This window comes from Bacillus sp. FSL K6-4563, assembly GCF_038630405.1.
In the GTDB taxonomy this organism is placed as follows: Bacteria; Bacillota; Bacilli; order Bacillales; family Bacillaceae; genus Bacillus; species Bacillus pumilus.
In genome coordinates, this window is sequence record NZ_CP152030.1 from 1,348,785 (window position 1) to 1,373,530 (window position 24,746).

The 24,746-nt window shown below is 41.0% G+C and carries 22 protein-coding genes; 18 read left to right on the top strand and 4 right to left on the bottom strand.

Going from position 1 to position 24,746, the window contains the following annotated elements; genetic code table 11:
• Nucleotides 1-36: 36 nt before the first annotated feature.
• A complete protein-coding gene (locus MHH54_RS06665) occupies nucleotides 37-561 on the bottom strand; it encodes a GNAT family N-acetyltransferase (protein WP_003211151.1) in 525 nt (174 codons plus the stop codon).
• Nucleotides 562-713: 152 nt separating this feature from the next.
• Complete coding sequence (locus MHH54_RS06670; RefSeq protein WP_034324932.1) at nucleotides 714-902, bottom strand: DUF2187 family protein; 189 nt, start codon at nucleotides 900-902, stop codon at nucleotides 714-716.
• 167 nt (nucleotides 903-1,069) lie between these two features.
• Between MHH54_RS06670 and MHH54_RS06675 the strand changes: the two genes are divergently transcribed.
• From MHH54_RS06675 to MHH54_RS06700, 6 genes are all read left to right on the top strand, one after another.
• Nucleotides 1,070-1,264: a hypothetical protein gene (locus MHH54_RS06675; RefSeq protein ID WP_003212409.1), complete on the top strand. Its 195-nt coding sequence runs from the start codon at nucleotides 1,070-1,072 to the stop codon at nucleotides 1,262-1,264.
• A 307-nt stretch (nucleotides 1,265-1,571) separates the two neighbouring features.
• Nucleotides 1,572-2,225 (top strand): cell wall hydrolase, encoded by a 654-nt coding sequence (locus MHH54_RS06680; protein WP_003211234.1) that lies wholly within the window; start codon nucleotides 1,572-1,574, stop codon nucleotides 2,223-2,225.
• Nucleotides 2,226-2,340: 115 nt separating this feature from the next.
• On the top strand, nucleotides 2,341-3,657 hold the full coding sequence (locus tag MHH54_RS06685; protein WP_342500806.1) for a polysaccharide biosynthesis protein: 1,317 nt from the start codon (nucleotides 2,341-2,343) through the stop codon (nucleotides 3,655-3,657).
• 54 nt (nucleotides 3,658-3,711) lie between these two features.
• Nucleotides 3,712-4,200 carry an endospore biogenesis thiol-disulfide oxidoreductase StoA gene (gene stoA, locus MHH54_RS06690; protein ID WP_342500807.1) on the top strand — a complete coding sequence of 163 codons (489 nt, stop codon included), beginning with the start codon at nucleotides 3,712-3,714 and terminating at the stop codon, nucleotides 4,198-4,200.
• A gap of 294 nt (nucleotides 4,201-4,494) precedes the next feature.
• The gene (locus MHH54_RS06695; RefSeq protein ID WP_342500808.1) at nucleotides 4,495-6,414 is read left to right on the top strand and encodes a heavy metal translocating P-type ATPase; all 1,920 of its coding nucleotides are present in this window, start codon (nucleotides 4,495-4,497) and stop codon (nucleotides 6,412-6,414) included.
• 104 nt (nucleotides 6,415-6,518) lie between these two features.
• A complete protein-coding gene (locus tag MHH54_RS06700) occupies nucleotides 6,519-7,613 on the top strand; it encodes a Xaa-Pro peptidase family protein (RefSeq protein WP_342500809.1) in 1,095 nt (364 codons plus the stop codon).
• Nucleotides 7,614-7,666: 53 nt separating this feature from the next.
• Here MHH54_RS06700 and MHH54_RS06705 read toward each other — a convergent pair whose 3' ends face one another.
• Nucleotides 7,667-7,810, bottom strand: a complete 144-nt coding sequence (locus tag MHH54_RS06705) for a hypothetical protein (protein WP_003211556.1) — start codon at nucleotides 7,808-7,810, stop codon at nucleotides 7,667-7,669.
• Nucleotides 7,811-7,903: 93 nt separating this feature from the next.
• Here MHH54_RS06705 and MHH54_RS06710 point away from each other — a divergent pair, with 93 nt between their 5' ends.
• The 10 genes from MHH54_RS06710 (at nucleotide 7,904) to MHH54_RS06755 (ending at nucleotide 19,460) form a co-directional block, all read left to right on the top strand.
• Nucleotides 7,904-8,893, top strand: coding sequence for a LacI family DNA-binding transcriptional regulator (locus MHH54_RS06710; protein WP_342500810.1), 990 nt, complete (start codon nucleotides 7,904-7,906; stop codon nucleotides 8,891-8,893).
• A 55-nt stretch (nucleotides 8,894-8,948) separates the two neighbouring features.
• Complete coding sequence (locus MHH54_RS06715) at nucleotides 8,949-9,803, top strand: transcription antiterminator (RefSeq protein WP_003212366.1); 855 nt, start codon at nucleotides 8,949-8,951, stop codon at nucleotides 9,801-9,803.
• A 202-nt stretch (nucleotides 9,804-10,005) separates the two neighbouring features.
• A complete protein-coding gene (gene ptsG, locus MHH54_RS06720) occupies nucleotides 10,006-12,105 on the top strand; it encodes a glucose-specific PTS transporter subunit IIBC (RefSeq protein WP_106067350.1) in 2,100 nt (699 codons plus the stop codon).
• 93 nt (nucleotides 12,106-12,198) lie between these two features.
• Nucleotides 12,199-12,465 carry a phosphocarrier protein HPr gene (locus tag MHH54_RS06725; RefSeq protein ID WP_003211078.1) on the top strand — a complete coding sequence of 89 codons (267 nt, stop codon included), beginning with the start codon at nucleotides 12,199-12,201 and terminating at the stop codon, nucleotides 12,463-12,465.
• Complete coding sequence (ptsP, locus tag MHH54_RS06730) at nucleotides 12,465-14,183, top strand: phosphoenolpyruvate--protein phosphotransferase (protein WP_003211258.1); 1,719 nt, start codon at nucleotides 12,465-12,467, stop codon at nucleotides 14,181-14,183. The genes MHH54_RS06725 and ptsP overlap by 1 nt, the downstream gene beginning before the upstream one ends.
• A 97-nt stretch (nucleotides 14,184-14,280) precedes the next feature.
• Complete coding sequence (locus MHH54_RS06735) at nucleotides 14,281-14,523, top strand: transcriptional regulator SplA domain-containing protein (RefSeq protein ID WP_044331928.1); 243 nt, start codon at nucleotides 14,281-14,283, stop codon at nucleotides 14,521-14,523.
• 82 nt (nucleotides 14,524-14,605) lie between these two features.
• Nucleotides 14,606-15,634, top strand: coding sequence for a spore photoproduct lyase (gene splB / locus MHH54_RS06740; protein WP_003210815.1), 1,029 nt, complete (start codon nucleotides 14,606-14,608; stop codon nucleotides 15,632-15,634).
• 118 nt (nucleotides 15,635-15,752) lie between these two features.
• Nucleotides 15,753-17,714 (top strand): methyl-accepting chemotaxis protein, encoded by a 1,962-nt coding sequence (locus MHH54_RS06745; RefSeq protein ID WP_003212395.1) that lies wholly within the window; start codon nucleotides 15,753-15,755, stop codon nucleotides 17,712-17,714.
• Nucleotides 17,715-17,788: 74 nt separating this feature from the next.
• Nucleotides 17,789-18,574: an SDR family oxidoreductase gene (locus MHH54_RS06750; RefSeq protein WP_003212246.1), complete on the top strand. Its 786-nt coding sequence runs from the start codon at nucleotides 17,789-17,791 to the stop codon at nucleotides 18,572-18,574.
• Nucleotides 18,575-18,587: 13 nt separating this feature from the next.
• Nucleotides 18,588-19,460 carry an NAD(P)-dependent oxidoreductase gene (locus MHH54_RS06755; protein WP_003211880.1) on the top strand — a complete coding sequence of 291 codons (873 nt, stop codon included), beginning with the start codon at nucleotides 18,588-18,590 and terminating at the stop codon, nucleotides 19,458-19,460.
• Nucleotides 19,461-19,499: 39 nt separating this feature from the next.
• Here MHH54_RS06755 and MHH54_RS06760 read toward each other — a convergent pair whose 3' ends face one another.
• Nucleotides 19,500-20,294: a CAP domain-containing protein gene (locus MHH54_RS06760; RefSeq protein ID WP_003212087.1), complete on the bottom strand. Its 795-nt coding sequence runs from the start codon at nucleotides 20,292-20,294 to the stop codon at nucleotides 19,500-19,502.
• Between the two features lie 336 nt (nucleotides 20,295-20,630).
• Between MHH54_RS06760 and MHH54_RS06765 the strand changes: the two genes are divergently transcribed.
• Nucleotides 20,631-22,757, top strand: coding sequence for a penicillin-binding protein 2 (locus MHH54_RS06765; protein ID WP_106029797.1), 2,127 nt, complete (start codon nucleotides 20,631-20,633; stop codon nucleotides 22,755-22,757).
• 155 nt (nucleotides 22,758-22,912) lie between these two features.
• Nucleotides 22,913-24,742 (top strand): PAS domain-containing sensor histidine kinase, encoded by a 1,830-nt coding sequence (locus tag MHH54_RS06770; protein ID WP_106029796.1) that lies wholly within the window; start codon nucleotides 22,913-22,915, stop codon nucleotides 24,740-24,742.
• Nucleotides 24,743-24,746: the final 4 nt, after the last annotated feature.

The following is a 24,746-nucleotide window of genomic DNA, read 5'->3' on the forward strand; positions in this document are numbered from 1 at the left end:
TGTTATGTCCTTATTTCTGCATCTATTTTTATGGTATTAAACAAGTTTATACATTAAAACATCGTCCCAGTATTCATGTTCACTTATTTTAAATTCTTTTATTTTACGACCTTCTTCTCTGAATCCCATCTTTTTGTACAAAGAAATGGCCTTTTGATTTGTAGAGAATACGGCTAAACTAACCTTTTCGATCGAAGGATTCATTTCTGCCCAATTTAATAACGCTGTTAGCAACATTTCCCCTACGCCTAAACCTCTAAAGCTCTTATGAACCATCAAACCAAATGAACCTGCGTGGGCAGTTCTTTTTCTATTTGATCCATTTTCAAATGCTATAAACCCAATGACTTTTCCGTCTTTTTGAGCAACTATGTACGTTTCGTTTTCGTTCTCTATTCTTTTTTGTATCCAAGCCTTGTGTTCTAAAAGGGTTTTTTTGTTTTCTTCAGGCGTTGTAAGTAAATAATCTGATTCAGCAATCACTGATGACTGTATGTCTAAAGTAGTTTCAGCGTCTTCCATATTCCCAAAACGCACAATGATATCATTTGAATTTTGCATTTTAGTTTCTCCTGTCTAGAGCTAATACTGCATCTCATCACTTTATAAAAATAGAAAGTTGTCTGAAATACTATTCACCTTTTCAACAAATAAATGAACAGCTTTGCTTCGTATTTACGTATGTATCGATAGTCTGAATTGAGGATTGCAAATTAATGTGCGGAGTCTTTGATGATTTTATAGTTTTTATGATTAACGACTGTTAGTGAATCCAGTTCTAAATCTCTATAGTTGTCCATAATGGTGACATCCACAATGACAGAGTTTTCATTCACTTTTTCAACTACACCTGTTAAACCATTTCTAAATTCGATCACATTTCCAATTTTTGCAATCTTCAACCGATCCCTCTCCTTTAAAAACAGATTTCATTCCCTATTAAAAAGTATTTTGCAATATTTTCATACCAATGTAAAGGATAAAGACGTTTTTGTTTCGTTTTCGTTGTATGCTTTCCTAACGGATGATATATTTAATATTTGATGATGGCTGTAAAGGAGCGGTTTATTTGACGGAAGAACAAATGCTCACAATACTTGAATCGTTACGAAATGGGACAGAAAAGCAAGTGACCATTCAGAAAGATGATTTTTTAACGTTTCGTTCGATCTTGGTGAATCAAGATGATTTTAAGTATTTTCGCGGGATTGCGAAACATGGTGGAGATGTTATTTTTGAATATCTTACAGAAGCAAGAAGCTAAAGCTTTTTCTCATGAATGAGAGAAAGCTTTTTTATTTTAGTTCTTTTGTCACACTTCAAACGAGCTTGATACATCTGAAAAGAAAATGTAATAACCCATAATCAGGAGCATAAGGATGATTATAGGCGGAAAAGGGGTCTTTTTAAGCGCTAACAATTCCAGTTGATACGCAATTCAACTAGGACATGCCATTTAATGACGGAATTTGGTTAGGCATGCAAATCTTTGTGCGTGAAAATAGAAGGAGCTCTTGTTAGAGTGGACAAGTATCTTACCGCCTACTTTAATTAAAGGAGGAATGAGGCGAATGATGAAAATTCATACCGCTCTTTTTGTCATCCTTATGCTAATCGCAGCCATGAAGATGGACAACATACAAGAGCAGCAAGGCACATTAAGTCACGAACTTTCACAAGCACCTGTTAAGCATGAGCTTTCATATATAGATCAAGATGAACACGATCAAGTCATCCCAGCATTTTCAGAGGAGAAGCGTCAGCCGAAAGTCAAAATGCTAAGTACGTCTTCAGAAAAAATGTCTTCAAAACCGAAGCAAAAGAAAAGAGTAAAATCAGAAACGACGAACGAGGAAAGCGCCAAACGCTATTCTAATGAGGAAATGGAACTGCTCTCACGATTGGTACATGCTGAAGCGAAAGGTGAATCTTACGCAGGTAAAAAAGCTGTGGCCAGCGTCGTCTTAAACAGGGTGGAGCATCGCTCTTTTCCTGACAGTGTCAAAGGTGTTATTTATCAGCGAAATGCTTTCCAGCCAGTATCGAATGGAAGTATTCATGATAAAGCAGATCAAGATTCTGTTAAAGCTGTGAAGCAAGTAGTGAAAGAACATGACAGAACAACAAAGGCCATTTATTTTTATAATCCCAAAACGGCAACAGATAACTGGATTCGTTCTCGCAAAATTGTAGAACGTATCGGTCGTCATGTATTTGCTGTATAAAGAAATGAAGCGATCAATCAGATCGCTCTTTTTTTTGTCTTCATTTATCAAAATATTTTCAGGACTTGTCTCATAGAATGTGAAAAGAATTTGCTTTAGATAAAGGGGAGGCTACATGAATCGATTTGTAAAAGGGGTCATTCTGCTATCTGTCGCAGCTTTCATTGCGGAGTGTATAGAGTTTTTAGTCAATATGATTTTAGCGAGAGAGCTTGGAGAACATGGAATGGGTCTATATATGAGTATCCTTCCAATCATCATGCTGGTCCTCGTGATTGCCAGCTTAGAGCTGCCAGTCTCCATTTCTAAATTCATTGCAGAATCGCATGAGCGGCTCCATAAAAGTATGCTCCGCCATGCGTTTAAAATGACGCTTGTGGTGACATGTACAACAACGGGGATCGCTGCGATTGTCCTGCCGTTCATTCCAGTGTTTCAGTCGTATCATCCGCTCATGAAAGGGCTTGTGCTGTCTCTTATTCCAATTATTGCGTTTACCTCGATTGCACGCGGCTATTTTATGGGAAAGCAGCAAATGGGCAGGATCGCTCTTGCCAATATGCTGAAGAAAACGATCCAGCTTATCTGCCTGTTTTTGTTCTTCCATTGGTATTCGTTTGATATTGAAACAGCGGTACTCATTGCCATCGGTGTCATTGTCGCGAGTGATCTTGTCGTCTTTATTTATTTATACTCCCAATACGTCATGGCGAAAAATGCTGTCAATGTCAGGTCTGTTGAATTAAGAGGAATTGACGTGAGAAAGCGCCTATTAGCTGTCTCCATTCCAACAACGGGCATGCGGATTTTTCATGCGATCGCAAATGCGATAGAACCGTTTTTAATCAAAGGTGCCCTTATTGCTGCAGGCACCTCTGGCACACTTGCTGTTGATCATTACGGCATGCTGGCTGGTGTCGCGATGTCGATCGGTTTTTTCCCTGCATTTATCGCTCATTCCATCATGATTGTGATGATTCCGAGTGTATCTGAAGCCTATGCTTTAGGTCAGTATGCCCTTGTGAAAAAACGTGTCAGGCAGGCAATAATCATTACGTTTGGGTACGGGGTACCGGCAGTGATGGTGATGTATTATTTTGCTTATCCGCTCACACAGCTCTTTTTTGATTCACCGCAAGCTGCTGTCTACTTACAGCTGCTTTGGCCGTACTTTTTATGCCACCTGTTTGTGATGCCATTTCAAGCGTGCTTAATCGGTATGGGGCTCATTAAAGATGTGTTCCTACATAATATATGGGTGCATGTCGTCTCGTTTTCAATGGTGTATTTTCTCGGATCAATTGAAAGCTTAAATATGATGGGGGTTATATTAGGGATGAATACGGGCATGCTTCTGTTGACTGCACTGCATTATGCGACGATTTGTAAGGAGCTCGGCGTTTCCATGTTTCTTAGAGTGAAAAAAGCATGAATGTCCTCTTCGTCGAGCGGGCAAGCTATAAGAAAACTGGGAAGGAAGATCCTGATGAATCGTAAATATCTACCCGCCTGTCTTCTTATTATGACCTTGCTTCTATTACTCTTAGGCAGCGAGGCTGAAGCGAAAGAGCCCGTTATGGCGCCAAAGATAGAGGCTCCTGCATTAACTGGTGAAACGCAGATGATTCCGGCGAAAGGAAAAAAGACCATTTTGCATTTTTGGACAACATGGTGCCCGTCCTGCAAAATGGAGCTGCCTGTATTTGACCAGCTCGTGAAAGAAAATCAGAGTGATGTTGATATCTTAACGGTGAATTTACTAGGGGCAGAACAAAGTAAACATGCGGTTGCCCAATTTGTGAAAGACAGAAAGTTTACATTCCCGGTCATACTAGATGAGCGAGGGGAAATGATGAAGAAATACCAAATCATCACCATTCCAACCAGCTTTTTGATAAATGAAAAAGGGGAAATTGTGAAAAATCATGTAGGTCCACTGACGAAAAAACATATCAAGGAGTGGACGGATTTTTAGAACGAAACATTATTTCAAGAACCAAGGATCATTCCTTTGGTTCTTTTTTTGTGTTCAATTGCTTTTTATCTGAATAAACTGTGCTCAGAAGAGATGAAAGGGTCTACATCAATAATGATAATTATTATCAAAAAGAAATTATAATAATTATTAATTGAAAATCGGTCAGAACCTGTTATAATGAATAACAGACCTATAAAAAGCTTGAAATAGCAGTAAATATAGATGAAAAAAGGAAACGGGCAACAATTGATGATGTGAAAATCATTATCAATTAGAGAGGAGAAAACAATCATGAATGAGAATACAGCACTTTATCAAACAACAAATCAAAAGGAATCGAAATGGTCCCTTCATCAATGGGCACAGCACGGAGAATTAATAGCAGCAGGTATCTCGGGGATTCTCATTTTGGTTGGATGGATGTTAAAGGATGAGAGCATGTGGAGTATTCCTTTATTTATCCTTGCGTTTATTATTGGAGGTTTTGCAAAGGCGAAGGAAGGAATTGAAGAAACCATTTCGTCTAAAAGCTTGAATGTTGAACTTTTAATGATTTTCGCAGCTATAGGCTCAGCAATCATTGGATATTGGGCAGAGGGCGCGATCTTAATTTTTATTTTCTCATTAAGTGGTGCGCTTGAAACGTATACTTCAAATAAAAGCAAGAAGGATTTAACAGCTTTAATGAGCATCGCACCAGATGAAGCGACTTTTATTGAAGAAGATGGCACGACCATTCAAGTCGCTGCTTCATCATTAACACCAGGTGACCGTATCATGATCAAAGCTGGGGAACGTATTGCAGCAGATGGTGTGATTCTAAGCGGCAGAACAAGTGTGGATGAATCTGCGCTTACGGGCGAGTCTGTGCCCCAGGAAAAAGGGCAAGGCGAAGATGTGTTTGCGGGAACAGTGAACTTAAATGGTTCCTTAACAGTAGAAGTGACAAAACATAATGAAGAAACGCTTTTCCATAAAATTATTAAACTTGTCGAATCCGCACAAGAAAGTGTGTCACCAAGCCAGGCTTTTATTGAAAAATTCGAAGGTGTGTATGTAAAAGGTGTACTGATCACCGTTGCGATTTTAATGGTTCTGCCTCATTTTGTACTAGGCTGGAGTATGAGTGAAACCTTCTACCGGGCCATGGTGTTTATGGTTGTTGCATCACCTTGTGCGCTTGTTGCATCCATTATGCCAGCTGCTTTGTCACTGATCTCAAACGGCGCAAGAAACGGAATGCTCGTCAAAGGGAGCGTCTTTTTAGAAAAGCTAGGCACAAGCAGCATGATTGCTTTTGACAAAACGGGAACGATTACAAGCGGAAAGCCAGCTGTGGAGCAGGTGGTGATCGCTAAAGGACAAGAGGAAGCGGCCTTTTATCAGGCGCTTTATCAAATTGAAAGTCAATCAAACCATCCATTAGCGAAAGCGATCTCTGATATGGCACAAGAGCAACAAATAGAAAGATCAGCTCATGTCACCATTGAAGAAACCTCTGGTTTTGGTGTAAAGGCACAATTGAATGGAGAAACGTGGCGGATTGGGAAGAAAGACTTTGCTGGCAAGGCTTCAATGGACCGCGAGATTGAAGAGGCAGGAGAGCATCTTTCTGAAAAAGGATATACAGTGGTGTATGTTCAGAAGGAGCAAGAAGTCGTTGGATGCCTTGGCCTTAAGGATCAAATTAGACCTGAAGCGAAGAAAATGATTCAAGAGCTGAATGATTTAGGCATCCAAACCGTCATGCTGACAGGAGATCAGCAAAAAACAGCTGAAGCCATTGCGCAGGAAGCCGGCATCCAAACGGTTGTTGCTGAGTGTCTGCCAGATGAAAAGGTCCATGAGGTCAATCAATTTAAAAAACAAGGGAACTCGATCATCATGGTAGGCGACGGAATCAATGATGCACCGGCACTCGCCACAGCAGATGTCGGGGTTGCGATGGGCGGAGGCACAGACGTAGCCTTAGAAACAGCAGATTTGATCTTAATGAAAAACAATTTAAATAACTTAACAAAAATGATCCGTCTTTCAAGAAACATGAATCGAATTATTAAGCAAAATATTATTTTCTCATTAACGGTGATTTGTTTGTTAATTTGTGCGAATTTCTTACAAGTGCTTGATTTGCCTTTTGGCGTCATCGGGCATGAAGGAAGTACGATTTTGGTCATTTTAAATGGATTGCGTCTGCTTCGTGCATCTTAAGCAAATCATCATAGCGCACTTGGCTTTTGCCAGTGCGCTTTTGTGCGAAATAAAGCAAAAACTGATACAATAGATCAGTAGTAAAACGTGTGAGGAGGATCACGATGAACCGAATGAAGAGTTTGTCTTCTTGGCTAAAGGAAAAAGACATTCAAGGTGCATTTATACATACAAAGGAAAATGTGTTTTATCTATCTGGATACTTCACAGAGCCGCATGAAAGAGTAATGGGGCTGTTTGTGTTTCAAGAGGCAGATCCATTTTTTATTTTGCCTAAAATGGAAGTCGAACAGGCGAAAAATGCTGGATGGTCAGGCGATATCATTGGTTACGAAGACCATGAGAATCCATTTGATTACATTCAGTCAGCAGTAGAAAAACGCGGTGTAAGAGCAACTCGACTTGCAATTGAAAAAGAGTCGATTCCGCTTCAAAGAGCAGAACAGCTCCAAGCTGCCACTGGGGCAGAAACTTTTGTCCGAGCAGAAGAAGAGCTCGATCAGCTAAGGCTGATTAAAGATGAATCTGAAATTGCTACACTGAAAAAAGCAGCTCAATTAGCAGATGAAGGGGTAAAAATTGGGGTGAACGCCTTAAAAGAAGGTGTCACCGAAACAGAAGTGCTCGCTGTCATTGAATATGAGCTAAAGAAAAAAGGTATTCAAGGCATGTCCTTTTCGACGATGGTTCTCTTTGGCGAAAAATCAGGAGAGCCTCACGGAAATCCAGGACAGGCAGCCTTAAAAAAAGGCGACTTTGTGTTATTTGACCTTGGAGTTATTGTTGATGGGTACTGCTCAGACATTACAAGAACATTCATCTATCAGGAAGCTTCTGATCAGCAAAAGGACATCTATCAAACCGTCCTGAACGCAGAAATGGCAGCACTTGAAATGAGTAAGCCGGGTGTGAGAATTGGGGACCTGGACTTAAAAGCACGCGGGCTGATCACAGAAGCTGGATATGGAGACTATTTCCCTCACCGCCTTGGGCATGGTCTAGGGGTGTCTGTTCATGAGTTTCCTTCGATGAGCCAGGCAAATGATGATATTCTCCAAGAAGGCATGGTGTATACGATCGAACCGGGGGTCTACGTCCCAGGAGTCGGCGGCGTCAGAATTGAAGATGATGTATTGATCACAGCAGACGGTCCAATCACTTTAACCAATTATCCGAAAGAGCTGACGATCATCAAGTAATAAGAAAATCACGATGAACGTCCAAGTCTTGGAAGTGTCATCGTGATTTTTTGTCACTCTTTTCGATCCTTATCAACAAAAAAATCATCAATTGATTCAAACGGTTTGATTTTATGTTCTTTTCCTAAAGGATGTAGTGCAAAACGAGCAGAAAACAAAACAGTCATACATAATATAATCCATATGATGAAACCCATCTTGAATTCCCCTTTCCATCCAGTGATTTGTTCAGCTCACATACATCTTAAAGTATGAAACGCTTACCATAGCAAGAGAAAGTAGGAGAAAAAATGGCAAACATAAGGGAGATTGCGAAAAGGGCGGGCGTATCTGTGACAACTGTATCACGTGTGTTGAATGATCATCCTTATGTCAAAGAGGAAAAACGAGAACGTGTTCTACATGCGATGAAAGAGCTCAAATATACGAGAAACATTCAAGCTGTCCATTTAGCAATGGGCTATTCAAATATGCTTGGCATCGTTCTCCCGACGATTGAACACTCTTATTTCAGCAGTCTTGTCACAAGTATTGCAGAAAAAGCACAGGCGCGCGGTATGCATTTTGCTTTATTTCAAACGGGGTATGATCCATTAAAAGAAAAAGAAGCGTTAATGAGTTTAAAAGAACGTCGTGTGGATGGTTTAATATTTTGTTCAAATGCGTTAAGTGATGGGCATATTTTAAAGTGGCAGGAATCTGGGCCGATTATATTTTGTCATCCCACGCCGCATGATACATGCTCAACAGTGTCAATTGCACATGATCAAGCATTTAAGGAAGGCCTGCATCATTTGGCAGCATGCGGCCATCAACGAATTGCGATTGTTCTCGCCAGAACAGAAGGAGCGAATAGCGAGTCGCGCCTTCAGGCTTATCAAGACATGATGAAATCGCTCGGGCAGGCCATTGATGAAGAGTGGATCATTGAAGGGAAGCTATCACTTCTTGATGGGAAACGATTGTTTACAGAATGGAAGGAAATGAAAAATCGCCCTACGGCATTATTCATTACAAATGACGATGTCTCTGTAGGCTTTTTATTAGAGGCACAGCGTCATGACATAAAAGTAGGAGAATTTCCAGCCATACTGAGCTTTCAATATAACCAATTAAGTGAGGCTTTGGGGATTTCCAGCATTGATATTCCGCTGAAACGAATGGGTCAGGAAGCGTTTGACTTGTTCGATCGGGCCATAAAGGGAGAGGTGCCAGAGAAAAGAATGCTGCCATTCCGCCTGATCGAGCGATCAACCACCGTTTTCAAAAACAATCGTTGACGCACGTTTCATCTGTTTTGTACGATAAGAGGGATTGAATAAGAAGGAGGTGGGGATGTTCATGGAATCCTTCACCGTTGATAAAGCGTTAAATAATAATGTCATCATTGCAAGACACCCTTCTTTGGGCGAAGTAGTTCTGATTGGGAAAGGAATCGGCTTCGGGAAAAAATCGGGTGATGTTCTCGATCAAGATACATTTGAAAAAATGTTTGTCCTTAAAAATACAAAGGAACAAACAGAATATAAACAACTGCTTCACCACATTGATGAGAACATGATCGAGCTTGCCAATGACGTCATTTATCATATACGAGAAAAAATGGGACACCGTTTGAATGAGCATATTCATATTGCCCTGACTGACCATATTGCCTTTAGTTTTAAGCGGGTGCAGCAAGGATATGATATCACCAATCCCTTTATGCTTGAGACGAAATCGTTGTATCCGAAAGAATACGAGGTCGCAAAGGAAGTCGTTGAGCTAATTAACGAGCGTCCTGATGTCGAAACCAAGCTGCCAGAAGGAGAGATTGGCTTTATTGCGCTCCATATTCACTCAGCTTTAACGAATCGGCCATTATCTGAGGTGAACCGTCATTCGCAGCTCATCACGCAAATGGTCCAAGTCATAGAAGATTCATTTCATATGAAAGTAGACAGAGAAAGTATTCATTATTTACGCTTATTGCGCCATATTACGTTTTCGATTGAGCGTATTAAACGGGAAGAATCTTTAGAGGAGCCAGAAAAATTGCTTCATCTATTGAAAAATGAATATCCTTTATGCTACAATACTGCTTGGAAAATGATCAAAATATTACAACATGCATTGAAAAAGCCTGTACAAGATGCAGAGGCTGTCTACCTAACCCTTCATCTGTACAGATTGACAAATAAAATTTCATAGTTTCCTTGAAACGTGTAACTGATTCGATCAGGCATGAGTGACTTAAGGTAAATACAGGATAAGATCCTGTTATTTGCGCAACCTTATATCACCATGCCTTTTTTTGTGTTTGAAAGTGAAATGTAAACGGTTAACTATGAAATGTATGTCAGGGAGCGTCCCGCTTGTATGTTGTAAGCGAAAATAAAAGGAGGTTCAACTAGTGTTTAAATCACTTTTTGGTGTGTTGCAAAAAATTGGACGAGCACTTATGCTTCCAGTTGCGATCCTTCCTGCTGCTGGTATTTTACTAGCACTTGGGAATGCGATGCAAAATCCGCAGCTGATCGATGTGGCTCAATTTTTAAGCAATGATACAATTCAGCTTGTTGCAAGCGTCATGGAAAATGCGGGGAACATTGTCTTCTCGAATCTTCCGCTCTTATTTGCTGTAGGGGTTGCCATCGGTCTTGCTAATGGAGACGGTGTGGCAGGGATTGCCGCAATTATCGGTTATCTTGTCATGAACGTAACGATGAGTGCCGTATTAATGGCCAACGGATCCATTCCATCCGATTCAATCAAATTGGCTAAGTTCTTTAAGGAAAGCCACCCAGCATATGTTAATATGCTCGGCATACCGACCTTATCTACCGGAGTTTTTGGCGGGATTATTGTCGGGGTATTAGCAGCTTATATGTTTAATAAATTTTACAAAATTGAGCTCCCACAATATCTTGGCTTCTTTGCCGGTAAGCGTTTTGTTCCAATTGTTACATCTATTTCAGCACTTATTTTAGGGCTTTTGATGCTAGTCATTTGGCCGCCAATCCAAGGTGCGCTGAACTCATTTTCAACAGGACTGCTCGCAGCGAATGAGCCGCTGGCTGCCTTTGTATTCGGTGTCATTGAACGCTCATTAATTCCGTTTGGTCTGCACCACATATTCTACGCGCCATTCTGGTATGAGTTCTTTAGCTATAAGAGCTTATCAGGAGATATTATCCGTGGTGATCAGCGTATCTTCATGGCTCAAATCAAAGATGGTGTTCAGCTGACAGCTGGTACATTCATGACAGGGAAATATCCGTTCATGATGTTTGGTCTGCCAGCAGCAGCACTTGCGATTTACCATGAAGCAAAACCAAAGAATAAAAAGCTTGTCGCAGGAATTATGGGATCAGCAGCCCTGACTTCTTTCCTAACAGGAATTACTGAACCGCTTGAATTCTCATTCTTGTTTGTTGCACCAGTGTTATTTGCCATCCACTGTGTATTTGCTGGATTATCCTTTATGATAATGGATATTCTAAACGTGAAAATCGGTATGACCTTCTCAGGAGGATTAATCGATTTCTTCTTATTCGGTATCTTGCCAAACAGAACCGCTTGGTGGCTTGTGATTCCAGTTGGTCTCGCACTTGCTGCTATTTATTACTTCGGATTTAGATTCGCCATTCGCAAATTTAATCTGAAAACGCCAGGCCGCGAGGATGAAGCAGCTGACGGTGCAGATAGTGCTAAGTCTGAAAAGGGTAATGACTTACCTTATGAAATTCTTGAAGCAATGGGTGACCAAGAAAACATTAAACACCTTGATGCTTGTATTACGCGTTTACGTGTCACTGTTAATGATCAGAAGAAAGTGGACAAGGACCGCTTGAAAAAGCTTGGTGCTTCAGGAGTTCTCGAAGTTGGGAACAACATCCAGGCCATCTTCGGTCCTCGCTCTGATAATTTAAAAACACAAATGCAGGACATCATTGCAGGCCGCACGCCTCGTCCAGCGAAAGACCCTTCTGCAAAAGAAGAAGTCAGCCAGCAGGTCGAAGAAGTCATTGCAAAACCGCTTCAAAACGAACTAGGTGAAGAAATCTTTGCATCACCAATTACAGGGGAGCTTCATCCGATTACAGATGTACCAGATCAAGTATTCTCAGGGAAAATGATGGGTGACGGTTTCGCCATCTTGCCAACAGATGGAACGGTGGTTTCACCGGTGAAAGGGAAGATCTTAAATGTATTCCCAACGAAACACGCAATTGGCCTGCAATCTGATGGTGGACTTGAAATTTTGATCCACTTCGGTATTGATACGGTCAGCCTCAAAGGAGAAGGATTTGAAGCATTTGTACAAGAGGGAGATCAAGTAGAGATCGGTCAAAAACTCTTAGAGGTTGATATTGATAAAATTAAGTCTGAAGTACCATCTTTGATGACACCAATTGTATTTACCAACTTAAGTGAAGGACAATTTATTGACCTTCAAGAATCCGGTGAAATCAAAGCTGGTCAAGAAAACATCATGAAAATTTCAAAATAATTTTCATAACTGCCGTTCTTGTTAGATGACAAGCTCGGCAGTATGATATAATATTGTGGATGTATTAATTGTATAAAAAGGAGATTGATAAAAATGGCTCAACAAACATTCAAAGTAACTGCAGATTCTGGAATTCACGCACGTCCTGCAACAGTACTTGTACAAACTGCTAGTAAATATGATGCTGATATCAACTTAGAATATAATGGTAAAACAGTGAACCTGAAATCTATTATGGGTGTAATGTCTCTAGGAATTGCGAAAGGTGCTACAATCACTATCTCTGCTTCTGGTTCTGATGAAAATGATGCACTTGCTGCGCTTAAAGACACAATGAAAAGTGAAGGCCTAGGCGAATAATGCAACAACTGAAAGGAATCGGTGCTTCAGCAGGCGTTGCGATTGCAAAAGCATATCGTCTGGAAGAACCAGATTTAACAGTTCACCAAAAAGACATCAACGATCCAGAGACAGAAGTGAAGCGTTTTGAAGAAGCAATTCATGTTTCTAAACAAGAACTTGAAGCAATTAAAGAACATGCGCTAAAAGAGCTTGGCCAAGACAAAGCAGATATCTTTTCTGCACACCTTCTTGTGTTAAGTGATCCAGAGCTGCTAAACCCAGTAAAGGATAAAATCAACTCTGATAAAGTAAATGCTGAATTTGCTTTAAAAGAAACAGCGACAATGTTTGTTACGATGTTCGAAGCAATGGACAATGAATACATGAAGGAACGTGCAGCGGATATTCGCGACGTAACAAAACGTGTAATTGGACATTTGCTAGGCGTTGACATTCCGAATCCAAGCATGATTTCTGAAGAAGTGGTCATCATTGCTGAAGATTTAACTCCTTCTGATACTGCTCAACTAAACAGACAATTCGTCAAAGGGTTTGCGACAGATATCGGCGGTCGTACTTCTCACTCAGCGATTATGGCAAGATCAATGGAGATTCCAGCTGTTGTTGGAACAAAAGAAGCAACAAAAACGGTGAAAAATGGTGATCTGATCATTGTTGATGGTATTAGCGGAGACGTCATCATTCAGCCTTCTGAAGATGAAGTGAAAGCGTATCAAAAAAAGCATGAAGACTATTTAGCTAAAAAAGTGGAATGGGCGAAACTGGTTGACCAGCCAACGGTCACAAAAGACGGCGTTCACGTAGAGCTAGCTGCAAATATCGGAACACCTGAAGATGTAAAAGGTGTGCTTGAAAATGGCGGCGAAGCAGTCGGATTGTACCGTACAGAATTTTTATACATGGGCAGAGATCAGCTTCCTACAGAAGAAGAGCAGTTCGATGCGTATAAAACTGTTTTAGAGAAAATGGAAGGCAAAGCAGTGGTTGTCCGCACACTAGATATTGGTGGCGATAAAGAACTCCCTTACTTGCAGCTTCCAAAAGAAATGAACCCGTTTCTTGGCTTTAGAGCGATCCGCCTTTGCCTCGAAGAACAGGAGATTTTCAGAACACAACTACGCGCCTTACTTCGTGCAAGTACATATGGAAACTTGAAAATCATGTTCCCTATGATCGCGACGTTATCAGAATTTAGAGAAGCAAAAGCCATTTTACTTGAAGAAAAAGAAGCATTGGTTGCCGCTGGTACAGACGTATCCGATTCCATTGAAATCGGTATAATGGTAGAAATTCCATCAACAGCTGTCATTGCAGACCAATTTGCAAAAGAAGTGGATTTCTTCAGTATTGGAACAAATGACTTAATTCAATACACAATGGCTGCTGATCGAATGAACGAACGAGTGTCTTATCTTTACCAGCCTTACAATCCAGCGATTTTACGTCTGATTACGCTTGTTATTGAAGCAGCGCATAAAGAAGGTAAATGGGTTGGCATGTGCGGAGAGATGGCAGGAGATGAAATCGCAATTCCTCTTCTTCTTGGATTAGGATTAGATGAATTCTCAATGAGTGCAACATCTATTCTTCCAGCAAGAACTCAGCTAAGCAAGCTTTCTAAGGAAGAAGCGGCATCATTTAAAGAGCATATTTTATCACTTAGCACGACAGAAGAAGTGGTTGATTTCGTGAAGAAAACGTTTCAACATAACTAAGTGAATTCAAACCAGACAGTAACCCTGTCTGGTTTTTTTGTCGAATTTTATCATATTGGGTCATATCCGTCAGAGAGAAGGGCATTCTATAAGAAAAATGGAGGTGACCAGATTGCCTTTCTCAGACTATAAACCGGGTGATCAAGTATATGTGATTTATCGAAATCCACATGCAGCAAACGTAGCACAAATTAAAGAAGCAGAAATTGTTTCACATCCATACAACGAAGAGGAGCTTGCCCTATTTTTACTTGAAACGTACCATCCCTTGGCTCCAGATGATGCGGTCTTTCCAACATATGAAGAAGCAGAAGCTCTTTATCAAGATTTGTTTGAATAAGGGAGATTTTAGAAAGGATAAAAGCCATCCTGCACGGTTAAAGTAACGGTATGAAAACCTATAAGGTAAGGATGTGCTAAATATGATCAAACCTTTTGTGCCCCAGCTTGTGTACATTGAACCACGGGCGTTAGAGTACCCGTTAGGACGAGAGCTGAAGGAAAAGTTCGAGGGGATGGGTATTGAAATAAGAGAAACGACTTCACATAACCAAGTAAGAAATATTCCGGGTAAAAATGACTTACAAAAGTATCGTAATGCGAAATCAACGCTTGTCATTGGTGTGAGGAAAACGTTGAAGTTTGATACGTCTAAACCATCTGCGGAGTATGCGATCCCATTTGCAACAGGCTGTATGGGTCATTGCCATTATTGTTATTTGCAAACAACAATGGGAAGTAAGCCATATATTCGAACATATGTGAATGTTGAAGAAATATTAGATCAGGCGGAGCAGTACATGAGTGAGCGTGCGCCAGATATCACAAGGTTCGAAGCTTCTTGTACGTCAGATATTGTAGGAATTGACCATTTGACACATACACTAAAGACAGCGATTGAATACTTTGGCCAGACTGATCTTGGTAAGCTTCGCTTTGTGACAAAATTTCATCATGTCGATCATTTACTTGATGCAAAACATAATGGCCGGACAAGATTCCGCTTTAGCATCAATGCGGATTATGTCATTAAATATTTCGAACCTGGAACATCACCGCTTGATCAGCGGATTGAAGCGGCTGTCAAGGTCGCAAAGGCAGGCTATCCTCTTGGCTTTATTATTGCCCCAATTTACATTCATGAAGGCTGGCAGGAAGGGTATAAAGTTCTTTTTGAAAAGCTAGATGCAGCCCTTCCTGAAGATGTGAGGCACGATATCACCTTTGAAATGATCCAGCATCGTTTTACAAAACCAGCGAAGCGTGTCATCCAAAAAAACTATCCGAAATCAAAATTAGAATTAGATGAAGAAAAAAGAAGATACAAGTGGGGTAGATATGGAATCGGGAAATATATCTACCAAAAAGATGAGGAACAAGAACTAAGACAGACGTTAGAATCATATATTGATCAGTACTTTCCGTCTGCAAAAATTGAATATTTTACTTGAAGCAAGCCTTTTTGGGCTTGTTTTTTCTATTTAAATTTTCTCACAACTATTGAATGCGGTATCAATGATGCCGATATATACAATGAGGTATGAAAGTAGGATATAGGGGTGTGAGGAGATGTTTAAGAAACTTCAAGTGAGAATAGCTGTTTTCATCTCAGTTATTTTAATTTTAACCGTTGTGGCAGTTCAAGTGGGTTCCAACATGGTATTAACACCACTGATTGAACGAGATGCAAAAACGACCGCCACAGCAACGGCAGAAAGCCTGAAAGACATTATTACAGAAAAGCTTGATAATTACGGCAATACAATTAACAAATTGGCAACAGGTAAAATAACTGAAGAATTTGCGCAAAAACAAACAAAGCAAACACTGGATTTTGAAAAAAGTGCAATAAAAAACTTGCAGGAACAGGATAAACTCATTTCGTTTGCTTATATTGGAACAACTGATGGCAAAATGCTCGGCTTCCCGGAGTTTGATCTTGGCCAAGGGTATGATCCATCTAAACAAGGCTGGTTTAAACAAGCAGTCGAAAAGCCTGATCAGGTTGTTTGGACAGATCCATATATTGATGAAGCAACGAAAAAAGTGATTGTCTCAGCCACGAAGGCGATTGTCAAAAATGGAAAGGTCATTGGAGTCGCTGGACTTGATTTGAAGCTCTCCTCCATTCAATCTTATATAAATGAACAAGAGATTCCTTATAAAGGGACCGCTTTCTTAGTTGATAACACAGGCACCATTTTGGCGCATCCAACACAGCAAGGAAAAAACATATCAAAGGTCGCCTCTGTGAAAAAAGCGCTTGACAACTCAGGTATCGATGACAGCAAAGAACTGACGGTCATATCTAAAATCAAAGAAGCCGATTGGACGGTTGGCGTGAGCTTTGAGAAAAAGAAACTGCTTTGGATTACAGAACAAATGAATCAGACAAGTATCATTATATCCGTCATTGCCATTATTCTTGCGATGATCCTTAGCTTCTTATTGGCAAGAAGCATTACAACGCCAATCAAGCGTCTAACAGGGCATGTGCGTAAAGTGTCAGAAGGCGATTTAACAAGTACGCTTGAAGTGAAGTCCAAAGATGAAATTGGTCTCCTCACGAAAAGCTTTAATCAAATGATAGAGGACATTAGGGAGTTAATTGAAAAAGTAAAAGGGGCTTCAGAGCAAGTTGTGACATCAACGGATGAAGTGACCCAAATTTCAAATGAAACCTTGCTGTCGAGCGAACAGATTGCAACGGCCATTCAAGAGGTGGCAACAGGGGCGTCTAAGCAGGCATCAGATGCAGAAACGATTAATGAGAAATCAGAGCATTTGTATGAGAAAGTGCGCCATATGGGTGAGCTTGCCTCACAAATGCAAACCAACTCAAAATCATCTGAAGATGCGAGCTATAAAGGGCTAGATGCACTTGGTGTGCTCGTCCAAAAATCAACAAAAGCGAGCGAAGAATCGAAAAAGGTGGAGCAAATGCTGCTAGACCTTGAGCATAAAACGAAAAATATTGAAAACGTGGTGACAGCGATTTCTCAAATTTCGGATCAAACGAATTTACTTGCACTGAATGCAAGCATTGAAGCAGCGAGAGCTGGAGAAAGCGGAAGAGGCTTTGCTGTTGTTGCAGAAGAAGTTAGAAAGCTTGCTGAACAATCTGCGCAATCAACAAAACACATTAGTGAAACCGTCAAACTCATTCAAGATGAATCGAAGAAGGCGGCTGAAGCGATGACAGTAGCAAGTAAGATGAATGAGGAACAAGGTGACGCCATTAATGCAACAGGCGAGGCGCTGAGCAGCATCACAATGGAAATGCAGGCACTTGTCGGATCAATCGACAGTATTCATTCACAGATCAATGAAATGACAGAAGAACAACAGAAGATGAGTGACTCCATTCAAAGTATTGCGGCAATTTCTGAAGAATCTGCAGCTTCAGCTGAGGAAGTGCATGCGTCTACAGATGAACAAGTTCAAGCGTTAGAAAGAACGAAAACTTCGACTGAACTGCTGAACGAATCAAGCCAGGCGCTCCATCAGGCGGTTGACCGATTTAAAGTGTAATCAAGCAGAAAGGAACCTTGCGACGTGAGCAAGGTTCTTTTTGTATGATAAAATAAAGCAGAGGAGGTGTTGACATGAATGTCAATTTATCTGGAAAAAAAGCATTGGTCGCTGCAAGCAGTCAAGGTATCGGAAAAGCGATTGCCTTTGCTCTAGCAAAAGAGGGAGCAGAAGTCATGCTTTCAGGAAGACATGAGCACACGCTGAAAGAAACGGTGAAAGAATTATCTCCGCTTGTAAAAGGAAAGCTGACTTATCAAGTATGTGATGTGTCTGACGCGCAGCAAATCAAGGCGTTAGTTCAAGCGGCAGCTGGTGATGAGAAGTGCTTAGACATTCTTGTGAACAATACAGGCGGTCCTAAAACAGGGACACTTGAAACCTTAACAGATGAAGACTGGATGGAATCATTTCAGCTTCATTTACTCAGTTATATTCGATTATTAAAAGAGGCATTGCCTTATTTGAAAAAACGCGGTGCACGCGTGTTAAACATTGCGTCTATGTCAGTAAAAGAACCGATCCCAGGCTTGATGCTGTCAAATACGTTTAGACCGGCTATTGTCGGCTGGACAAAAACAGCCGCTCAGGAGCTTGCCAAGGATGAAATTTTGATCAATACGTTAGCCCCTGGGAAAATTGAAACAGACCGCGTCAAACAGCTCGACAAGCACCGCGCGCAGGCAGAGCACCAAACGGTTGAAGAAATCAAAGCACAGGCTGAACGTACGATTCCGCTTGGCCGTTATGGACAGCCAGAGGAATTTGCAGCATATGCAGCCTTTCTTTTATCTGAAGCCAATACATATATGACAGGTCAAACACTTATCATTGATGGTGGATTGACAAAGTCTCTTTAAGGAGGAACAAGTGATGACACAAATCAAAACAGTTGGTTTTATTGGAATTGGTGTAATGGGACGCAGTATGGCTGAACATTTAATGGATGCTGGATATGAAGTTCTCGTTTATACAAGAACAAAAGCGAAAGCAGATGCACTCATTCAAAAAGGCGCATCATGGAAGCCGGAAGTGAAGGAAATTGCACAACATGCAGATGCTGTCATCACAATGGTGGGATATCCATCAGATGTAGAAGAAATCTATTTAGGTGAAGAGGGGCTTGTGGCACATGCTACGCCTGGTACTTATCTGATAGATATGACGACATCGAAGCCTCAGCTGGCAAAAGAAATTGAAGTGAAAGCGAAAGAAAAAGGGCTGTTTGCATTAGATGCACCAGTTTCTGGCGGAGACGTAGGTGCAAAAAATGCAACGCTTGCGATTATGATTGGCGGAGAAAAATCAGCCTATGAAGCGTGTTTGCCCTTATTTGAGAAAATGGGCGAAAACATTCAATATCAAGGACCTGCAGGAAGCGGCCAGCATACCAAAATGTGTAACCAAATTGCGATTGCAGCAGGCATGGTAGGTGTCGCAGAGGCTATGGCCTATGCCGAAAAATCAGGACTTGATCCAGAGCACGTGCTCAAAAGCATCACAACGGGTGCGGCAGGAAGCTGGTCCTTGTCAAACCTTGCACCAAGAATGTTGAAAGGTGATTTCGAGCCAGGGTTCTACGTGAAGCATTTTATTAAAGATATGGGCATTGCACTTGAAGAAGCAGAGCTGATGGGAGAAGAGATGCCTGGGCTCTCACTTGCGAAGTCACTTTATGAGAAGCTGCGCGAACAGGGCGAAGAAAATAGCGGCACACAAAGTATATATAAATTATGGGTGAAATAAAAAAGCCTGTCCTACTTCGGGACAGGCTTTTTAGATAACTTATTTTCCGATGAATTGCTGCGTCCAGTAGTTGCCAGATTTCACATAACCAACACCGATATGTGTATAGTTTTTGTTTAAGATATTGGCTCTATGACCTTCACTGTTCATCCAAGCAGTCACCACTTCTTGTGGAGATCTTTGACCTTGGGCAATGTTTTCACCTGCTGTTTTGTAAGTGATCCCGAATTTCTTCATTTGATCAAATGGAGATCCGTAAGTTGGGCTTGTATGAGAGAAATAGTTTTTATCTTTCATATCTTGAGATTTTGCGCGAGCAGATTTGCTTAGTTTTGAATCAACAGAAAGTGCTTTTAATCCTTGCTTTGCACGCTCTTTGTTTGTAAGCTCAACGACTTCTTTTTCAAATGCATTCAAGCTGCTGTCTGCTTTTGCTGTCGTTGTGTCTTTTTGATCAGCTTTTGTATTGTTGTTTGTATTTTGTTTTGCTGGCGCACTTGGTTTAGAAGCAGTAGGTTTTTTCACTGATTCTTGTTTCTGTTCATTTTTTGCTTTGTTTACTTCTTTTACCACTTTTGTGCCAGTAACAGGTTGACCGCTTTTGATCAGCTTGTTTAAAAGAGCTTCGATCTCTTTTTGATTCGACTTGCTTAGCTTGTTTACATCTGAAGAGATATGTAATTTTGTAGCTAATGTATGAAGATCAATGGTTTGATGCTGTACATGTATTACTTGTTTCAGGTTAAGCTCCTTCGCATCAGCTGAATGTCCCCCAGTGAACGTGATGAGTGCAGCAGCCGTTAGCGCTGAAAAAAAGAATGATTTCTTCTTCATATTGTAACTCCTCCTAAAATCTTTGTTTTGTTTTCTCACAGAAAATCATAACATGGACTTTTTGTTATAAACGTACCAGCATCCTCCATTGACAATGCCTGTTTGTCATTTTTGTTAAAGTCACAAAAAAAACCGCCTCATATCAAAGGATAGGGAATTCTTCCATTTAATGAAAACGACATAAACATACCAATATTTTAAAGTGTTAGTATATTTTTTTGCATAATAGGGATTGACAGCTTTTTTTCGCTTGTTTCGCTGTAACAACTATTACAAAAGTGTTACAATAATGAGTGGTAATTGTAAAAGATTGAAAGGATGAGAGGAGCTACATAAGTGGGAGAGAAACAGCATCAAGGTGGTGCCGAGCAGAAAAAATTCAAGCGCCGGAACGCCTGGAGGATTAATCTCTTTTTCTTCGCTGTCTTTAGTTTGTTTGCTGTGCTTGTGATCAAGCTTGGTGTACTGCAAATCGTCAATGGTGAGGATTATAAAAAGCAGGCTAACCGAACAGAGGTCAAAACAGCATCATACCCGTCACCAAGAGGAAAAATGTATGACGCGAGAGGAAGAATCGTCGTTGATAATGAAAGTGTACCTGCCATCGTTTATACATCAGAAAGCGGTGTAAAAGCGAAGGATAAGATTAAGGTAGCAAGAAAACTTGCGACTTATATAAAAATGGATACTGATTTTTTGAGAGAGCGTGACATTCGAGATTTTTGGCTGGCAAGCCATCCGAAAGAAGCGGATAAGCTCATTTCAAAAGCAGAGCAAAAGAATCTTAAAGCAAAAGATGTCTATCCGCTTCAAGTAGAGCGCGTGCCTAAGGAAGAGGTCAAGGCGATCGAAAAAAATGCAGAGGAAAAAGCAGTTGCAGCGATCTATCGTCGATTTACAGGCGGATATGCCTTTGAGCCTCAAATCGTGAAAGCAATGGACCCAAATGAAGAGAAAAAGGGGGACGAAAAAGTTGCTTTACTCGATGAAACAAAAGAGTCAAAGCAGGCATCATCTGTGAGTTTGACCTATGAAGAGATTTCACTTGTATCAGAGCATCTTGATGAACTGCCTGGTGTGAATGTCATCAATGATTGGACAAGAAAATATCCGTATGAGAAGACCCTTTATAATGTACTTGGCGGTGTGACCACACCAGAGCAAGGGATTATAAAAGAGCGTGAAGATTACTATATGGCAAGAGGCTACTCACGTAATGACCGAGTAGGGAAGAGTTATTTAGAGTATCAATACGAGGATTTTCTGAACCCGGAGAAAGCGACCGTTCAATATACTCAGGTTGGCGGGAAGCTGCTCGATGAAATCAAGCGGACAGAGGGACGAAGAGGACTTGATCTTGCACTGACATTTGATATGGAGCTGCAAAAGGAAGTCGACAAGATCGTCGAATCAGAGCTTAGATCCGCTAGTGCGAGAAACTATATGATGGATCGCGCATTTGTCGTGATGATGGACCCTAACACTGGGGATGTTCTCGCGATGTCTGGCAAGAAAATGGACGGCAGAGACGTCACTGATTATGCCATCGGAACATTTACGACCCAGTACGAAATGGGCTCTGTAGTCAAAGGAGCCACAGTACTTGGCGGTTATCAGGACGGAATGTCGCACAACCAATCCTATATGGATACACCGCTCTACTTTGCAGGAAGTGGTGGAAAGCCGAAACGGTCATACAAAGTTCTTGGATGGGTCAATGATCTTCAGGCTCTCCAAAAAAGTTCCAACGTCTACATGTTCCAAGTAGCGATGAGAATGGCGGGCATCATTTATCAAAAGGATGGTCCGTTACCGGCAAGACCTGAGCACCTGCAAAAAATGAGAAACTACTATGCGCAATTCGGCCTTGGTGTGAAAACAGGGATCGATTTGCCGCAGGAATCAAGCGGGATGCAGACACATCCGAAGACGGTCGGCGGACTTTTGCTCGATGAAGCAATTGGCCAGTATGACACGTATACACCGCTTCAAGTTGCCCAGTACATGTCAACGATCGCCAATGGAGGAAATCGCGTTCAACCAAGAGTGGTGAAAAGCGTTCACCTTCCAACAAAGAAGGATGAAGTAGGCCCAGTCGTGAAAAAATATGAGCCGAAGGTATTGAACACGATTAACAACTCGAAAGCAGATATTGACCGCGTCAAAATGGGACTGAAAATGGTCACATCGACCGGCGGTACTGCCGCAGGCCGCTTTGGTCAGCATGATGTCTCAGGAAAAACAGGGACGGCCCAAACCTTTTACTATGGTGCCAACCGCAGCTGGTGGGGAAACCCCACTTACAATTTAACCTTTGGGGGATATTATCCATCGTCCAATCCAAAAGTGGCTTTTAGTGTCGTGACCCCTTATGTTTCAGACAAAGATTCCGTCATTAAAACCATTCCAAGTAAAATTATTGATAAGTACGTTGAATTACAAAAGAAATACGAAAAGCAGTAAACAGCAGAGAGCACATCAAGAGAATGTGCTCTTTTTTGCTGAAAATATGGACGTTTCCCTCGATGACGGAAGGAAAATACGGGTTTTCTAGCGAATCTTTTTTATACATCAATCTAAGGACAACCCTAAAAAATGAAAAGGAGGGTCGGACGACGATGGAACAAAAAATGAAAGATTCGAATCAGCTTTATTCGAATATCGATTTACATGCCGTTCTTTCTTCTAATGGCCGCTTTCTCTACATTTCTTCTAACTGTAAGCAGCTTTTGCTCTATGAACAAAAGGATTTACTAGGGTGTTTTTTGAAAGACTTTGTTCATACCGAAGATCAATTTCTCGTCGAGAGTTATTTCTACAATCAGCACATGCTAGAGATTTGCCACTTTAGGCTGCTTAGAAGTGATCTAACAGCTGTATGGATTGAAGCTAGTATTGATTTTGTTGCTTGTGATGAGTTAGACAGTGAATTAAGTAGAGAAATGATCCTAAAAATGAGGGTGCTGGACGCTGAACCGCAAAAAGCAGCATTTCAAACAACATCAGAAGTGTCAGAACAGTCGTTAGGCAGTCTGCCGGCTTTCCAACATGTCAGTGAAGCTGAACAATTGATTGCCATGCTGCCAAATCCGTTATGTATTACGATTTTAGGGGAAATTGTTTATGCGAATGATGCGATGCTTCAATTAATGGGGGTATGTACAAGAGATGACATGATCGGTAAAACTGCATTTGACTTTATTGCTGAGGAGTACCATGACATTGTGAGAAGCCGAATTACAAGGCTGCAACAAGGTCTTCCAGTCGGAATGATTGAACAGATATGGAAGCGGAAAGATGGGAGCAGCATTCATATCGAAGTGAAGTCATCACCAACGATCTATCAAAATCAGCGGGCAGAGCTTTTGCTGTTAGTAGACATCTCATCCCGTAAGAAATTCCAAACCGTTCTGCAAAAAAGCCGGGAGCGGTATCAGCTGCTCATCCAAAACTCCATTGATACGATTGCGGTCATTCACGATCACAAATGGGTGTTTATGAATGAATCAGGCATTAAATTATTTGAAGCCGAGCATTACGATAAATTAATAGGAAAAGATATTTTCCATCAAATCCATTCCTGTGACCAGCCAAAAGTGAAAAAGAGCATATCACGTATTATTGAAAGAGCATCAGATTCTGAGATTGTCACGATGAGCTGTCATACATTTAAGCACAAGCTGATCTATACAGAAATGGTGTGTATCCCAACTACATTTTTTGGAGAAACAGCCGTTCAAATTATTTTAAGAGATATATCCGAACGTAAGCAGACAGAAGAGCTCATGCTCCGATCTGAAAAATTATCGATCGCAGGCCAATTGGCTGCGGGCATTGCACATGAGATCAGGAACCCATTGACTGCCATCAAAGGCTTTTTGCAGCTCATTAAACCGAAAACAAAAGATCGGGATCAATATTTCGAGATTGTTTTCTCTGAACTGAGCCGGATAGAAATTATCTTAAGCGAGCTGCTCATGCTGGCAAAACCGCAGCAAACGGCATCGATGCAGACACTTGATTTGAAAAAAATCATCAGCGAAGTCACGGCTTTATTAGAAACACAAGCGAACTTAAATGGCATTTTAATGAATACAAGTGAAATAGAAGAGGATCTCCTGATGAACGGGGATCAAAATCAGCTCAAGCAGGTGTTTATCAATTTAATCAAAAATGCCGTAGAATCCATGCCGGACGGAGGGCAGGTTGACATTACGGCCAAAGCAGAAAGAGATGGAATTCACGTCACCATTCGTGATGAAGGGGTTGGCATTCCTGAATCGGTCATGAAGCGAATAGGAGAGCCCTTTTTAACGACAAAGGAAAAAGGGACTGGACTTGGCCTTATGGTGACATTTAATATTTTAGAAAATCACAACGGGACGATCCGTGTGGATAGTCATCCCGAAAAGGGCACCGTATTTCACATCATGTTTCCTGCAAAATAAAAAC

What these genes read in the sequence shown, in the direction of transcription:
- MHH54_RS06715 (WP_003212366.1), top strand. Translation starts at nt 8,949, where the DNA reads ATGTTCATGGAATCCTTCACCGTTGATAAAGCGTTAAATAATAATGTC.
- MHH54_RS06695 (WP_342500808.1), top strand. Translation starts at nt 4,495, where the DNA reads ATGAATGAGAATACAGCACTTTATCAAACAACAAATCAAAAGGAATCG.
- splB (WP_003210815.1), top strand. Translation starts at nt 14,606, where the DNA reads ATGATCAAACCTTTTGTGCCCCAGCTTGTGTACATTGAACCACGGGCG.
- MHH54_RS06755 (WP_003211880.1), top strand. Translation starts at nt 18,588, where the DNA reads ATGACACAAATCAAAACAGTTGGTTTTATTGGAATTGGTGTAATGGGA.
- MHH54_RS06760 (WP_003212087.1), bottom strand. Translation starts at nt 20,294, where the DNA reads ATGAAGAAGAAATCATTCTTTTTTTCAGCGCTAACGGCTGCTGCACTC.
- ptsP (WP_003211258.1), top strand. Translation starts at nt 12,465, where the DNA reads ATGCAACAACTGAAAGGAATCGGTGCTTCAGCAGGCGTTGCGATTGCA.
- MHH54_RS06665 (WP_003211151.1), bottom strand. Translation starts at nt 561, where the DNA reads ATGCAAAATTCAAATGATATCATTGTGCGTTTTGGGAATATGGAAGAC.
- MHH54_RS06725 (WP_003211078.1), top strand. Translation starts at nt 12,199, where the DNA reads ATGGCTCAACAAACATTCAAAGTAACTGCAGATTCTGGAATTCACGCA.
- MHH54_RS06680 (WP_003211234.1), top strand. Translation starts at nt 1,572, where the DNA reads ATGATGAAAATTCATACCGCTCTTTTTGTCATCCTTATGCTAATCGCA.
- stoA (WP_342500807.1), top strand. Translation starts at nt 3,712, where the DNA reads ATGAATCGTAAATATCTACCCGCCTGTCTTCTTATTATGACCTTGCTT.
- MHH54_RS06685 (WP_342500806.1), top strand. Translation starts at nt 2,341, where the DNA reads ATGAATCGATTTGTAAAAGGGGTCATTCTGCTATCTGTCGCAGCTTTC.
- MHH54_RS06750 (WP_003212246.1), top strand. Translation starts at nt 17,789, where the DNA reads ATGAATGTCAATTTATCTGGAAAAAAAGCATTGGTCGCTGCAAGCAGT.
- MHH54_RS06700 (WP_342500809.1), top strand. Translation starts at nt 6,519, where the DNA reads ATGAACCGAATGAAGAGTTTGTCTTCTTGGCTAAAGGAAAAAGACATT.
- MHH54_RS06735 (WP_044331928.1), top strand. Translation starts at nt 14,281, where the DNA reads ATGGAGGTGACCAGATTGCCTTTCTCAGACTATAAACCGGGTGATCAA.
- MHH54_RS06770 (WP_106029796.1), top strand. Translation starts at nt 22,913, where the DNA reads ATGGAACAAAAAATGAAAGATTCGAATCAGCTTTATTCGAATATCGAT.
- MHH54_RS06710 (WP_342500810.1), top strand. Translation starts at nt 7,904, where the DNA reads ATGGCAAACATAAGGGAGATTGCGAAAAGGGCGGGCGTATCTGTGACA.
- MHH54_RS06745 (WP_003212395.1), top strand. Translation starts at nt 15,753, where the DNA reads ATGTTTAAGAAACTTCAAGTGAGAATAGCTGTTTTCATCTCAGTTATT.
- MHH54_RS06705 (WP_003211556.1), bottom strand. Translation starts at nt 7,810, where the DNA reads ATGGGTTTCATCATATGGATTATATTATGTATGACTGTTTTGTTTTCT.